This window comes from Azospirillum baldaniorum, assembly GCF_003119195.2.
GTDB classification, from domain to species: Bacteria; Pseudomonadota; Alphaproteobacteria; order Azospirillales; family Azospirillaceae; genus Azospirillum; species Azospirillum baldaniorum.
On sequence record NZ_CP022254.1, the window covers coordinates 455,984 to 469,178 of the forward strand.

General features: G+C 68.9%; 16 protein-coding genes. All 16 read right to left on the minus strand.

Features of this window, described 5'->3' with window-relative positions:
* The 16 genes from Sp245p_RS16380 to Sp245p_RS16455 all read right to left on the minus strand — a co-directional run bounded on the left by Sp245p_RS16380 (position 1) and on the right by Sp245p_RS16455 (position 13,044).
* Complete coding sequence (locus tag Sp245p_RS16380; protein WP_014197202.1) at positions 1 to 843, minus strand: hypothetical protein; 843 nt, start codon at positions 841 to 843, stop codon at positions 1 to 3.
* 1 nt (position 844) lies between these two features.
* The gene (locus tag Sp245p_RS16385; RefSeq protein ID WP_014197203.1) at positions 845 to 1,909 is read right to left on the minus strand and encodes a GNAT family N-acetyltransferase; all 1,065 of its coding nucleotides are present in this window, start codon (positions 1,907 to 1,909) and stop codon (positions 845 to 847) included.
* Positions 1,909 to 4,008 (minus strand): phage tail protein, encoded by a 2,100-nt coding sequence (locus Sp245p_RS16390; RefSeq protein ID WP_014197204.1) that lies wholly within the window; start codon positions 4,006 to 4,008, stop codon positions 1,909 to 1,911. The genes Sp245p_RS16385 and Sp245p_RS16390 overlap by 1 nt, the downstream gene beginning before the upstream one ends.
* On the minus strand, positions 4,001 to 4,585 hold the full coding sequence (locus tag Sp245p_RS16395) for a phage connector family protein (protein ID WP_014197205.1): 585 nt from the start codon (positions 4,583 to 4,585) through the stop codon (positions 4,001 to 4,003). The genes Sp245p_RS16390 and Sp245p_RS16395 overlap by 8 nt, the downstream gene beginning before the upstream one ends.
* Positions 4,582 to 4,899, minus strand: a complete 318-nt coding sequence (locus Sp245p_RS16400; protein ID WP_014197206.1) for a hypothetical protein — start codon at positions 4,897 to 4,899, stop codon at positions 4,582 to 4,584. Before Sp245p_RS16400 ends, Sp245p_RS16395 begins: the two co-directional genes overlap by 4 nt.
* A complete protein-coding gene (locus Sp245p_RS16405) occupies positions 4,896 to 5,912 on the minus strand; it encodes a phage head spike fiber domain-containing protein (RefSeq protein ID WP_014197207.1) in 1,017 nt (338 codons plus the stop codon). Before Sp245p_RS16405 ends, Sp245p_RS16400 begins: the two co-directional genes overlap by 4 nt.
* On the minus strand, positions 5,909 to 6,229 hold the full coding sequence (locus Sp245p_RS16410) for a hypothetical protein (RefSeq protein WP_014197208.1): 321 nt from the start codon (positions 6,227 to 6,229) through the stop codon (positions 5,909 to 5,911). Before Sp245p_RS16410 ends, Sp245p_RS16405 begins: the two co-directional genes overlap by 4 nt.
* Positions 6,230 to 6,361: 132 nt before the next feature.
* A complete protein-coding gene (locus Sp245p_RS16415) occupies positions 6,362 to 6,769 on the minus strand; it encodes a hypothetical protein (protein ID WP_014197210.1) in 408 nt (135 codons plus the stop codon).
* Between the two features lie 10 nt (positions 6,770 to 6,779).
* Positions 6,780 to 7,196: a hypothetical protein gene (locus Sp245p_RS16420; RefSeq protein WP_014197211.1), complete on the minus strand. Its 417-nt coding sequence runs from the start codon at positions 7,194 to 7,196 to the stop codon at positions 6,780 to 6,782.
* 17 nt (positions 7,197 to 7,213) lie between these two features.
* Positions 7,214 to 8,155 carry a major capsid protein gene (locus Sp245p_RS16425; protein WP_014197212.1) on the minus strand — a complete coding sequence of 314 codons (942 nt, stop codon included), beginning with the start codon at positions 8,153 to 8,155 and terminating at the stop codon, positions 7,214 to 7,216.
* 12 nt (positions 8,156 to 8,167) lie between these two features.
* Entirely contained in the window at positions 8,168 to 8,959 is a 792-nt protein-coding gene (locus tag Sp245p_RS16430) for a hypothetical protein (protein ID WP_014197213.1), read from the minus strand.
* Positions 8,904 to 9,230 (minus strand): Bbp19 family protein, encoded by a 327-nt coding sequence (locus tag Sp245p_RS16435; protein ID WP_014197214.1) that lies wholly within the window; start codon positions 9,228 to 9,230, stop codon positions 8,904 to 8,906. Before Sp245p_RS16435 ends, Sp245p_RS16430 begins: the two co-directional genes overlap by 56 nt.
* Complete coding sequence (locus tag Sp245p_RS16440; RefSeq protein WP_014197215.1) at positions 9,227 to 10,738, minus strand: portal protein; 1,512 nt, start codon at positions 10,736 to 10,738, stop codon at positions 9,227 to 9,229. The genes Sp245p_RS16435 and Sp245p_RS16440 overlap by 4 nt, the downstream gene beginning before the upstream one ends.
* Entirely contained in the window at positions 10,738 to 11,091 is a 354-nt protein-coding gene (locus Sp245p_RS16445) for a hypothetical protein (protein WP_041812256.1), read from the minus strand. Before Sp245p_RS16445 ends, Sp245p_RS16440 begins: the two co-directional genes overlap by 1 nt.
* A complete protein-coding gene (locus tag Sp245p_RS16450; protein WP_014197217.1) occupies positions 11,054 to 11,494 on the minus strand; it encodes a hypothetical protein in 441 nt (146 codons plus the stop codon). Before Sp245p_RS16450 ends, Sp245p_RS16445 begins: the two co-directional genes overlap by 38 nt.
* A complete protein-coding gene (locus Sp245p_RS16455; protein WP_014197218.1) occupies positions 11,488 to 13,044 on the minus strand; it encodes a hypothetical protein in 1,557 nt (518 codons plus the stop codon). The genes Sp245p_RS16450 and Sp245p_RS16455 overlap by 7 nt, the downstream gene beginning before the upstream one ends.
* Positions 13,045 to 13,195: the final 151 nt, after the last annotated feature.

Here is a 13,195-nt window from a genome sequence, read left to right on the forward strand (position 1 = left end):
TTAACCGTCCTTCTTCGTTGACGGCGGTCTGTAGATTTCCGCCACCGCGCCGGCACCGCGCACCAAGGAGCCGAACGCGCCGACGCCGCCGGCTGCCAAACTCTCACGACTGCGCCGAGACGATTCGGCGGACACCAAGGCCGACTGCACCCCATACAGCCGGTCCATCGCAGCTTCGTGCGCGAGGTCCCCCGCGTCGGCGCCGGCTTTCCAGATGGACAACTCGTTGCCGAACCGCTCCTGGTCGAGCACCGCGATTTTCCGGATGGAATCGACCAGCGTCGCGCCACGCTGCGCCTCGGCCTGCGCGGCGCCGGTCATGGCGTCGGCGGAGCGGGCGGCATAGCCGGCCTGCTCCAGCCCGATCTGCGCGCGGCTGTCCCGGCTCACGCGGTTGGCGAGGGCCATGGCGCTGGGGCCGGCGGACGATCCCCGCCCAGCCCGGGCTGCGGCCATAGTCGCGAGGCCAGAGCGCAACTGCGCGCTGCGCTGGGCCATGGCGAACTGGCCCTCGGTCTGCGCCCGCCGGGCTTCGGCCTGCAAGGCGTCGCGCCGGTCGGCGAGCTGGCCCGCCTCCAGCCCGGCGCCGGAGCGGATGGCAACCTCCTCCATGTCGAAGAGGCCGCGCCGGGCCATGCCCTGTTGCTGCTGGGCAAGGGTGAGCGGGATCTGCGACCGCTCGATCTGCGCTGCCTTCTGCTCCGCCTGGATGGCCTGGATCTTCCCAGCCCGGGCGTCGAGCGCGGCTTGCCGGGCGCCCGCCTTACCCTGCTGAACGGCACCGTAGGCCGACACGCCGGCGCCAACGACGGCGGCGCCGGCAGAAACTGCTGCTAAGCCCATGTCACACCTCCGTCAGATTGATGCGGAAAAGCTGGCCGAAATCCTCTCCGCCCAGCCGGCGGTACAGCGGGGCCATGCGGGGGCCGTCGCCACGCGTGCCGGCCCGTGCGAACACCTCGCCGACGCCGCGTTGCCTCAGCGCCTCGATAGCCGCGCGCTGTAGGCGGAGACCGAGGCCACGGAAGGCCGGATCGGCGTAGAAGGTTGCGTGCTGCGCCAACAGCACATCGGGGGATTCCAGTGACGGCGAAATCACCGACATCAGGTATCCAAACATCCGGCCGTTGCACCGGGCGGTCATGATCTGCATGGCGCCGATGTCGTCCAGCGCTCGCAGAAGCGGGATGTTCTTGTTGCGCCAGTCTCCGGGGGCCTCGCCGACCGCGACCAAGTGATCGTTGAAGAGCTTCTCGGCGTCGCACAGCCATGCGTCGAACGGCTCAACTTGAAAGGTCAGGCCGTCCAGATCGTTGGAGGATGCGCGGGACATCAGGACCAGAGTCTGGTGCTTGGCGACCCGCTCCAGCTTGTCCAACTGCACGGCGTGAGCGTGGGCGTGCCGGACAATGGCCCGCATGTCGCACTGGATGTTGACCGGCGCCCACAGCCGCCACCAATCCGGATCGTGCGGCAGGCCAAGACAGTGCTCGAACACGGCTGCGCAAACCTCTTCCCGCTCCAGATCCTCGAAGGGCACCGACAGCGCGTCGGGAACGCGCCGGCTGATCTGCTCCAGCTTGCGGTCGAGCCGGAGCATGAGGCGCTCCACCGCCGTCCGATCGGCGAACAGCCCCAGCCGCATCAGGCTATCCGTAGACTCCTTCGGATCACGCCGCACCACCACGACGCGCAGGTCGGGCCGGAGGTGCCGGGCCAGCCGCCACCATGGCGCCGCCGCGGTCTCCGCCGTGCCCGTGCAGGGCTGAGCGAGCCAGGACCGAACGTCGTCCAAGCTGCGGGCGTGGCGAAGCTCTTCATGACCGCACACCCAATCCCCGTAGGTCAGGAAGCGCGCGAGCCACGCCGTGCGGCTGCGCGGCATGCCGAAAACGATGAAGGGGGACATCAGACAGAAACCTCCATGGACAGGCCCAGCACCGTCACGGGCAGCGGTTCCGGAGCCTGGATCGTGATCGTCGGGCGGCGGGAGCGGCCCAACAGGCGGAACTCCTGCGGGCCGTTGCGCTGCAGCGGGGCCTCCGACAGGTCGTCGGTGACGGCATATGCGGTCAGGGTCTGCCCGGAGACCGACAGGCGGAAGCTGTCCTGCAATTCCACCCACACGCGGCAGATGCGCATGGTGTCGTGGACGACCGGACCGGCCCGCCCCTGCACGACCGGCGGAAGCGTCTCGATCACCCACGGGAAATCCAAGCCCACGTCGTAGGGGCCATCCGCCGCCGGGTCGGTCTGGGGCAGACCGCCAAGGGCGTAGCGCCCCGCAACGACATGCGCGCCGGGTAAGGTTCCGTAGCGCGCCGCCGCGTCGTCCAGGTCGGCGTACGTCGTCGCGGCATCGAGCGACAGCGACGGGTCCACCTTCTCCAGAAGATGCTTGTCGACGCCGTCAACGCTTCGGTGCGTGACCAGGAACAGTTCATCCCCGAGCGCTGCGGCGGAACGCACTGACCCGGTGATGGTCCAAGGCACGAAGGATCTGACCTGCTGGCTTTCCAGAAGCTGCATGCACGTCATGGTGCCGTCGCTGTTCACGAAGAACCCATAGGTCTCCACGCCACCGTACCAGCCTGTGGTGAAGGCCGCATCCAAAGGGGCCTTGATGGTGTGGGAAGCCAGAAGGGAGGTCGGCGCGCCGGTCCATTGCGCGGTGGTGTCGCCCGTCGGCGACAGCTTAACGATCGTGCTGCCCGTCACGAGGATCACGCCGTTGTCGAAGGTCTCGGCGCGGGCGTTGCTGGCCGGCCAAGGCGAGCCGAAGGGTAGCAGGCCGAAGTTCGTAGGGGTGAACGGGCGGGACGGCGATTCCGCGTTGTAGTAGGCCCCGCGGTCCGTCAGCACCAGGAGCTGTTCCGTGCTGACCACCTGAACGATGCGCTGCGCCGCGGCGTCGCCGATCAGGTCGATCACGGCGTCGGTGTCCACGGCGTCGCCGATGTCGAAGTCATAGAGCGCATCGGTACGGGAGGCGCAGACAATGTTCGGGACGGCGCGACCGCCGGCCAGGATCAGGCGTCCACGATGCAGGGCGACCGCAGCCGGATAGCCGTGGACCGGGCCGTAAAGCTGCTCGTCCCAATTCCGTGACGGAGCCGGATCGACAGTGGCAACAGCGGCCACCTTCGCCCGGCTCTCCGGGCCGGTGACGTATTCTCCGACCTTGAACCCGCTGACCCGCTCCTCGACCACGATGCGCAGCACGGTTCCGGAGGGCATCGCGACCACCTCGCCGCGCGCGCCGGTCTCGTCCCCCTCGACCACCTGCCCGACCCGCCAGCCGGCCGCGTCGTCCACGGTCACGTCCTGCGATGGCGGCAGTTCGTCAACGACGGTGGCGTTTGCGACGGCGCTGCTGGAGATGCTGTTGATCACGATCTCGCGCCCGGCGTAGCGCACGCGGGAGCCGACATGCCCGCTCTGCCACCATCCCCCGGAAGCGGTCAGGGTGATGCCCCCCGCCCTGGCGGAGGGCTGCAGCGTGATGCTGTCGGGCGCGACCTTGAAGTAGGGCTGGTGCAGGCGCCCCCCCACACCCGCCGGCATGGCGAAGGCGATGGCCTCGCGCGCCCATGAGGACGGACCGGTTCGGGCAATCCGCTGAACCGGGAAGTCCGGATGGGCGAGGAACAGCGTGTTGGCCGATTGGAACCACGTCGCGGCGCGCGCCTGGGCGACCGACCAAGGGCAACCCGTCAGCGTGCCGGCGGGGGTGCCATCCTCACGGAAGGCGTCCATGCGGCCGGTGGACAGCACGATCACGTACTTCGTGGCCTCGTCTACCGCCCAAGGGATCGCGCGGCCATCCGCGACCAGTTCGGCAAGCCACCGTGTGCCCTCACGGCGGCGGGCGCCTCCGCCGACCAGAAGGCGGCAGTTGGTCATCCGCCGCGCGCCTGCCTGATACTGCTGCACGTCGTGGCGCATGGCCAGCGAGGGGTCGAGCTCTCCGGCGGCGAAGCTGGTCTGGACGATGGTCGTCTTAGCCACGACGCGCCCCCTTGATCGGGTAGGTGAACGGGTTCGTCGGCGTGCCGCCCTGCGCGGAGCGGAGAGCCGCGCGGCGCCCCTTGAGCGCTGCGGCTTGGGCCGCTGCAGCTCCCTCCGAGAACTTGTCGGCCAGGGCCGGCAAGAGGACGGCGCACAGGCGCAGGATCACGAACTCGCGGAACTGCGCCGGCCACGCCGACGTGGCGGGGCGATACAGGATCGTCGCGACCACCTCCGCATCGGGCGCGGCATCGCACAGCAGCTTGTCGGCAAGCCGCTCATGCTCGATGGGCGCGCCCGAGACGGTCACGCCCTCGACCTCCAGCGCATCGACAGGGAGCTGATAGACCGCGCTCCAAGGGAGCGGGGCCACCCCGGAAAGCCGGTTCAGCAGCCGCTGGGACCGGGCGAACTTCCAGCGGGACTCCGACAGGCAGTCGGCGACAACCTGTCCGTAGTTCTGCGCCAGGATCAGGGATTCGGTCGTGCCGTCATCGAACGAGGTGATGGTCTGCGCGCCGCAACGCGTGAGCGCGGCGTTGCAGAGGTCCAGATCGGATGCGGGGGCGGTGCTCATGCCCAGACCCTCCGGCGCTTCTCCGGCGTCACGGCCACGACGAACGGCCCGGCGGCGGCCAGGATCGCCGTGGCGTCGGGGTGATCGTCGTCCAGCAGCAGGTTCGCGTGGAACCGCCCGTCGACATCGGCGGGGGTGACGGTGTTGCCGTCATAGTCCAGCACCGCTTCGACGCGGACGAGGGCGCCGATCGGGTCCAGGTCGTGCCGGGCATCGGGCGGGCCGGTGAGCACCCACCCATCAGCGGTGCGCAGCCAGGGCAGCGCTGCGGCAAGCGCCTGTTCCGTGTCGGCACGCAAGGTCAAGTCGATCATGTCGGCACCTGCAGGGCTGTCTTGGCGGCGGCGGAGAGAAGGCCAGCGGGGTAGAAGCGCACCCGCCCGACGTGGCGCATGCCGGCGCGCGGGGTCAGGCTGTAGGAGCCGGATACCGCCACGGCGTTGCGCCATTCGGCCCCGGCCCAATCCTGCACCAGCACGTCATAGGAGCCGTCCGGCACGGCCAGCGTGACCGTCTCGGCGGGGCGGGTGGCAGATGCCGTAGTGGTCGGGATGAAGCTGGTCGGCGTCGAGCCGGTCTCGACCTGCGGCCCCCAGAGGACCCTGGTCCCCTCGTTGATCGCCTGATTGACGAAGGGCCTTCCGTCGAACCTCAGGGAGGTGTTGCCGCTGGTGTTGTTGGCGAGCGCCACCCAGTAGCGCCAATACCCGCCCCCGGCGGCGTCCACACCGTACTGCGTCGATCCCGTCACGGTGCTGATGCTGCCGTTGGAGGCGTCGCCGTACAGCACCGCCGTGATCGGCGTGGTCCCCCCGCTGTAACCGAGAGCGATGGAGAAGCGCGATCCCCCAGACCCCGGATTGACGAACATGCTGGCCGTCCGCGTAACCGCGTCGTTCGCCACCGTCAGCGTCTCGCGGACCAGCCGGTCGGCGCCTGTCGTCGACGAGAAGATGGACATGGAGCTGGACGAGCCATCCGGCGAACCGGCCACGCCGCGGGTGACGGTCATGTTCCCCAGGGGATCGACCCAGGATGCCGCGTCGCTGACGGCCTTGGACAGATTGGTGGCCGGCGCCGGCTCGACCACAAGCCCAGCGGGGACCCACACCCCACCGACCCTCCGATAGTCGAAGCGCGGCGCATCGGCAGCGGCGGTCAGCAGCGTCCCCGTGGGACCGTTGAACGTGCCCCCGCCGGAGCGGGTGACCGTCACGCGGCCATCGAGCGCCGCCATCAGCCTGAAGTTCAGATCCAGCACGGCAAGCGCCCCCTCCACCGGCCAGACCCCGTAGGTCCGTGGCGAGGGAGCGACGAACACGCTCACTGGCTGATCCTCCAGTTGACCGTGCCCGAGGTGTAGGAGGAGCAGATCAGCCGGTACAGGACGCCGGTTTCCGGCTCGTCGCAGACCAAAGACGCGGGCGCGGTGAAGGCGTTCGCCGTGCCATCGGGCCGGGTGCAGTTCAGCCACGTCGTACCGCCGTCGAACGAGCGCTCCAGCGCCACGGTCGCGACGAAGGCCCCCCAGATCGACACGTTGAACTTGCCGCGCGGCGTGGCCTCGCCACCGCTGCCGATGCCCGTGAATGCGCCGCCAACTGCGTATGCATCGTCGCGGGCGGTCGGGTGTTTCTTGCCCATGCTGCACCTCCGTTGTTCGGAGGGACTGTGCCGCCGCCCATCAGGGCCGACCAACGCACCCAAAAATGCAGAAGGACGCCCCAGGCGGTGGGGCGTCCTTCTTCTCCAACGGCCCTGGAGGCGGGTGGGCCGTCAGGTCTTGTCGGTCTTGGCCGCTGCCTTCGGCTGCTGAACGGGCGGAGCCGGCGCCTTCTCCTCAGCCTTCGGCGCGGTCGCGGCGGCAAGCTGGGCCTCCAGCTCCGCAATGCGGGCCTTCGTCGCCTCACCAGCCGCATCTGCGGCATCTCGCTCCTCCTGCACGATGACCAACGCCTGCTCCAGGTCGGCGATGCGGGAGAGCGCGGCCTTGTGCTCGGGCTCCGGGATGACGCCCACCGCGGGCTGCTCCAGCGCCCCAGCAGCTTCCACGTCCCAACCGACCGGCTTCATCCATGGAGCGAGGTCGGACTTGGCGGACAGCTCGAAGGTCTCGCCGGGACGACGATGGCGGTCGCCGTAATGACCCGCATTCCGGGCGGTGACGGACAGCTTCTGCGACATCACGCGCTCCTTATCGCGGCAGATAGACCGGGATCACGTCCACCTTGCCGGAGGCCGCTGCGTCCGTGGTGGTGATGACCGCCTTGACGAACTTCCGGACGGTGCTCGGCAGGGCGAACCTGCCCAGCTCCGTGTCGGCGGCCAGGGCACCGTTGCCGCCGGAGGCCGCCAGCGTGTAGACGGTCCCCAGGTCGGACCAGGACGTGCCATCGGCGGAGTGCTGGAGCTTGATCGTCAGCGTCGCGGCGTTGGCGATGGTCACCGCGGTGTTGACGCGGGCCACCGCCTCGACGGCGCCGTTGATGCCCGACAGCTCGACGCCCCCGCCGTTGCCGTCCGCTGACGTGTTCTGCGGCAGCGTCTGCGCCTTGGCGAAGTTCTGCCCGTGGATATCCACGTAGTGGCGCAGACCATTGACCTTGTACATGGCCGATTCCCCTTCGATCAGGACAGGATGACGCGGCCTTCGGTGCCGTCGTACAGGTTGTAGCTGGACAGGATCGGCACGCCATCCCAGGCGAGCACCTTCCGCGTGATGTTGGTGTCTTCGGGACGCATCTGGACGCGGTCCTTCTTGAAGGTCCGGCCCAGAAGGTTCTGAACGCGCTGGTGCATCAGCAGCATCGTCCGGCCCGAACCGGTCGCTCGGACGTCCGCCAGCAGGTCGTCGATCTGGGTGTCGGTCGGCAGCTTGTTGTTGGCGATGTCGATGTTGACGATCGCGCCGACATTGCGCACGCCGGTGAGCTGGAAGCCCAGATCCGACTTCATGCGCACGCCGTAGCCCAGCACCCCACCGCCGATATCATAGAGGGCGCCGCCGTTGATCGGCGTGGTGTCGAACATCGTGCCGTTGCCGAATCCCTTGGGATTGTAAAGCCCCGAGCAGACGCCTTCCTCGAAGCGAACGGCGATGATGCTGTAGTTGGCCGAACCCGTGCCGCCCGCATCGTAGACGGTCTTGGTCGTGGCGCCGGCACGGAACCGGTCGATGGCATACTGACGCAGGTTGTCGTAGACGATCACGCGCTCGGTGTTCATGCCGGTGTTCTTCAGAACCGGGCCGGAGCGGTCGGCGAAGTACTTCTCCTTGCCGCCATACTGGCGGGCCTTGTCCTCCGCCACGGTCATCTGACCGCCCATCTTCGCCAGATCGAAGCGGATCAGCTTCGTGGTCGAGTTGACGGCGGGCAGCGGCGCGTCCATCGCGACGAAGCCCATCGCGTCGGCGTTGGTCAGTTCTTCGGCCACGTGCCACATGTCGTGGGTGGTGGACGAAAAAGGAATGAGGTCCAGGATCGGAGTCTCTTCCGTCAGGTGGTCGATCTGCTTGGGCTGCTTCTTGCTGTACTCAAGCGCCACCGTGCGCAGGGTATCGAGCGGCATGGAAGGACTCCGTTAATTCTTGAAGAGCGACTTGAAGTAGGCTTCTTCCGACATGGCCTCGCCTCCGCCGCCATGTGCCGACGGGATGCCGGCGTTCGCCCGCGCGATCAGCGCCTCGACGGCCTGGAAGAGGCCGGCATCGACGGGCAGCCGCTGCGCCAGGACGGTGTGATGGTCGGGCAGGTTCGCCTTGATCCAGCCGTCCATGGCGGTGAACCGGGCATCGCGGTTCGGGCCGAGCTTGGCCTGTTCCGCCGCGATATCCGCGGCCACCTGCTGATGCTCCTTCGCCTGCGAGTCGACGTAGGCGGCCAGCAGCTTCGACAGGCCGGCCTGCGGCAGTCCGAACTCGTGAGCGATGGCCCGGACCGACTGGCCCAACGGCGTGTCCGCCGGTTCGAAGGTCAGACCATCCGGCAGCTTGAATTCGGCGGGCAGCTCCAGCTTGTAGCCGTCGGGGCCTTCGGGGATGCTGGCGCGGCGCGCCTGATCGTCGGAGACCAGCTTGGCGAGGTCTTCGACCTTCAGCGCGCCCTTCTCGCCGTCCCAGAAGGACTCGAGCCCCGTCGGCGCGGCCGGCGCAGTAGCGGGCTGGAGGCTCTCCGGCTGGAGCGGTGCTTCCGAAGTGGGGGGCGGGGCGGGCGGGTCGTCCGTGGGACCGCCGCCCTCACCCTCCGGGGCGAAGGCGACGGAGACGAAACCGGGACGGCGCGGGCCGCCGGGGTTGGCGAACGAGCAGCGCGGGCCGTCAGTCGGTCCCGGCCAAGCCGGCGCGGAGGTCAGAGGGATCGGTGCGGGTTCCATCGGCGGTCCACGTTTCGATTGCGTGGACAAGCTGCCTCTGGCCCTCCAGATGGAACAACGCACTGGCCGATGCGTCGGGGCCGAGCACGCGGTCCTTCGTCCGGCGGCGCAGGGCGACCAGCAGTTCGCGGCCCTGGCCGGTGGCGAAGACGGCCGCACACAGGCGGGCCATTTCGGCGTTCGCGCGGGCCTCAGCCGCCGCGCGCCGCTCCTCGTCCGAAGGGGCGCCCTTCCGAGCGCGCCGCTTCGTATCAAAATCGTCCCAACTCATTGCTGCGGCTCCACCGGCGGCGCCTGAAGCGCCTGTTGCTGGGCTATGATCTGCTGAACCTGCGCCTGAGTGCGGACCAGCTTGGCCGGGATGTCGTAGAGCTTGGCGCGGTACCGCAAGGCCTCCTCCATGTCGATCCACATCGCCGTGGTTTCCGGCCCGACCGTCTGCGAAGTGGTGACCAGAAACTGGTCCACGCGCTGGGCCTCCGATTGCTGCATGGCCTTCAGCAGGGGCGACTGCGCCCGGAGCTTCACCGGCTGGCCCTTGAACCGGATCTGCGCAGGGAGCTTCCCGCGGGCGCGCAGCAGGAAGGCGAAGCGCAGGAACAGCGGGCGCAGCAGTTCGGTCACCAGCCGGCCGACCGGGGCGCCCATGCGCTTGGCCTTCGCGGCGGCCTGCTCCTGCCATTGCGTCGCCGTCGGCGGGGTCAGGCCGTTCTGCCGCGGCGCGTCCTGGAACATGGCGTCCCGGATGCGCGAGCGCAGATCCTGCAGGCTGAACTGTGACACGTCGAAGTTGGCGCCGGACACGATCGGCCGGATTTCGGAACCCTGCGCCATGGGAATCCACGTCCCCGGCGCGATGCCGCCCGACACGTCGATCACGCCGTCGTCGGGGTAGGAGGTCACCGGCTGGAGCGCGTAGTCCAGCGCCTCCAGCATGCGTTCGGTGACGTAATTCGCCGTCTTGACCTCGGGCAGCACACTCATCAGCGGGCCGTGGCCCCATGCCGTCTTGGCGTCGGTGTCCCAGCGCGCGACGATGATCGGACAGGCCCCCTCCCCGACCAGTTCACGCTGCACCAGCGCCTTGCCGCCGCACAGGACGGCGTATTTCCACACCTCGTCATCGCGGCGGGTCAGGTCGCGGTACAGGCCGTCGGTCACGTCGACTTCGGCATCGCCGGTCTTGGGCAGGCTGAACGTCTTGGCGTCGGGCCAGAGGATCGGCACCTCGTCCGCGCGCAGCTTGAACTTTCGCCACCGGCCGTCGACACGCCCATAGGGGCCGCGGTCGACCAACAGGTCGGACACGCTGATGGCCTCGACGTGGATCGGCTCCGTCGGGTCGATGTCCTGCACCAGCAGCGCCATGGTGCCGACGGCGAGGTCGGCATACCCGACCTGGAGCGCTTCATAAAGGTTGGACGCGGCCATGGCCTCCATGACGGTCGCCTCGATTTCCTCCAGCGGACCTTCCAGCTCGCGCAAGGCCGCATCGCCCAAGCCCTGGTCGGGCTCCAGCCGCATCCAGGTTGCCGACGGCGGGGTGAAGGTGGACAGCAGGTCGCCCGCGAAATCCTTCACCGAGACAACCGCCGTGCCGTCGAACACGTCGTCCTGTGCAGCCGGGTCGTCCTGGTGCCGGTCGGTCAGGTGGCGCCAGGGCATGGCGAGGCGGTAGCAGTCGTCCAGACGCCCGCGGCGGCGCTGCTTGTCCTGGTCAGCGCGCGCGATCCGGCGCGTCAGGTCGCGCGGGGCGGACGGCGGGGTGGTGTTGCCCATCAACCGGCTCCCACGGTGCTGCCGGCGGTACCGATGTTCCCCAGCAGGCCGCGCGCTCCATCGCCGCGCGCCCGGCGACGGCGGGTTTCTTCAGCCAGAACGCCCTGCTTTTCGCGAGCGGCCAGGGCATCGGCCCGTTCCTTCTCCCGCGCGGCCAGAGCGTCGGAGCGCTCCTTCTCCCGCGCGGCCAACTCGTCCGCCGCCTTCTGAGCCGCCTGCGCGGCGGTTTTGGCCTCTTCAAGCTCGCGCTGACGGCGGGCCTCGACCTCCGGATCGATGGTGGGGGCCGGCGTGGGTGGCGGCGCGGCGGGCGGATCAGGAACGGGCGCGGGAGCGGGGGCTTTCGGCTTCATGAATCCCATGGCGTGGCGAGTCCTCGAATGCGGCTGTGGCGCCCATTCGCAGAAGCTGCCGGTGCAAGCCGGGCGGGGACAACGCACCCCGGACGCCCAACAGCGCCGACACGGCGCCGACGCACCCTCCGGTGACGGGCTGAAACAGGCGGCACGCCCGCGGGGCGAAGCGCAGAACGCGCCCGGCGGACGCCTCGATCAGTTCGGCCAGCTTGGCGCCGGCCTCGCCCTGGTCGAGCAGCAGGATCGTCGTGCCGGTCGCTCGGGGATCGAAGATCACCCACCGCTCCGCCTCGGCGTCATAGCCGGCGGCCAGCACGTGCCGAAAGCCGGGCCGTGTGAATAGGTCCCACCACGCGAACCGCTCGCCATCGGCGAAGAAGACGAGCCATTCCCTCACCATCGGCGCGGCTTCCCGGTCGGCTTGGCGAAGGGGCGGTAGGCGGTGCGGGTGTTGGTCGGCTTCTTCGGTTCAGCGGAGCCGGTCAGCAGCGCCCGGCCCGCGCCGCCTCCGATCAGCAGGTACTGGCCGGCATCGTTCACGTGGCTGTGCTCGTCCTTCACCGGCTGGTCGGTGTAGCGGTCGGCGCCCGCCAGCTTCATTTTCCGGTACCGGTAGCCCCATTCCATCGAGGCGGCGTAGCGGGGGCACGTCGGGGAAATCAGGAAGGCCGGATAGCCGTTGACCAGGCGGTTCAACTCCGCCTCCACCGCCTCTTTCCGGACCGTGGTGTCGTTCGTCGGCGCCGGCTGGATCGGGAGGCCGCAGGCACGGAAGATCATGAACGGGGACCGCTCGTCGCTCTGCGCCCGCTGGTCACCAGCAGGATCGCCGAACAGGCTGAATTTGAAGCCGGGGAAGCGGCTGGCCAGCTCCGCTTTCAGCAGCGGGGCGAAGGTCACCGCGCCCATTCCGGCGTCATCCTCCGCCACCAGCTCGTGCAGGATCAGCCACCGGCCCATGACGTGCTGTCCGAACACCGCGGCGGGCGTCAGGCCGAAATCCACGCCAACCAGGATCGGGTGCCCTTCGACCGGCTGCAGCGGCTGCTTGGCAACATGCAGATCGGGCCGGAACATGGGGAAAACCGGCTTTCCGGTGCGCGATCGGCCCAGCTTGTTGCAGAGCGCGATCCGCACGTCGTGGATGGTCTGGCCGCGGGCGGCCTCCAGGTAGAAGTTCTTCCCACCGGGGAGCCACGCCGTGTTCTCCGCCACCGGGTTCGGCTCGAACCGGACGTGGTTTCCCGCGTCATCGGTGATTTCGACCAGCCCGCCCGGCTGGTTCCAGAATTCCCAGCCCTCCGGCTTCACCAGTTCCCGCTTTTCGTCGTCCGACAGCTTGGAGGGGATCGGCACGTCGCCGCGCATGATGGGAATCCAGTGGTCATCCGCCGGCGCGTTCGTGTCGAGGATCATGATCGGGTAGCTCGGGCCGCCGTCCATCACCGCAGGGAACCGCCCGCGACGCCGCCACAGGCCGCCGATGACGCGGCGGGGCAGTTCGCGCGCCTCGTTCACCCAGATCGAGGTGAATTCCAGCGACAGCACCTTGTGCAGGGCGCCTTCATCGTCCAGCGCGACGAACCACACGTCGCATTCCACGTCGCCCGCGCGGATTTTGTGGCAGAACGGCGCCGTTTCCAGGAACTGGCCGTAGGTTTCGGGCGGAAACAGCCGCTTCCAGGTCTGAACCGTCGTCAATTTCAGGTCGTTGAAGGTGTTGCGCACCACCAGCATGCGCGTCCGCCGGATGCCGTCCTTCTGCGGCGCCTGCCGGATCGCTGACATCCACAGCTTCATCGCCGAAGCCGTCGACTTCCCGGACCCCTCCGGCCCCTGGATGCACAGCAGCAGCGCCGTGCGGTTCAGCAGGAACTGGCGTAGCGTCTCGCCGTCGGGCTTGTAGACGCTCGCCCCGCCCTTGATCGCCTGCTGCGCGCTCGTGCTCATCGCCTCACCATCGGAAAGAATGTTGCGGGTTCATGGGGTTGGGCAAAATCGTGAGGGGGTGGCCCGCAGGACGAAGGGCGCGCGGGTTTTGCCCCTCCCCCCGCCCGCGCCTGCCCGCCGCGTGGCCCCGGGGGTGGGGGTCGGGCCGCCG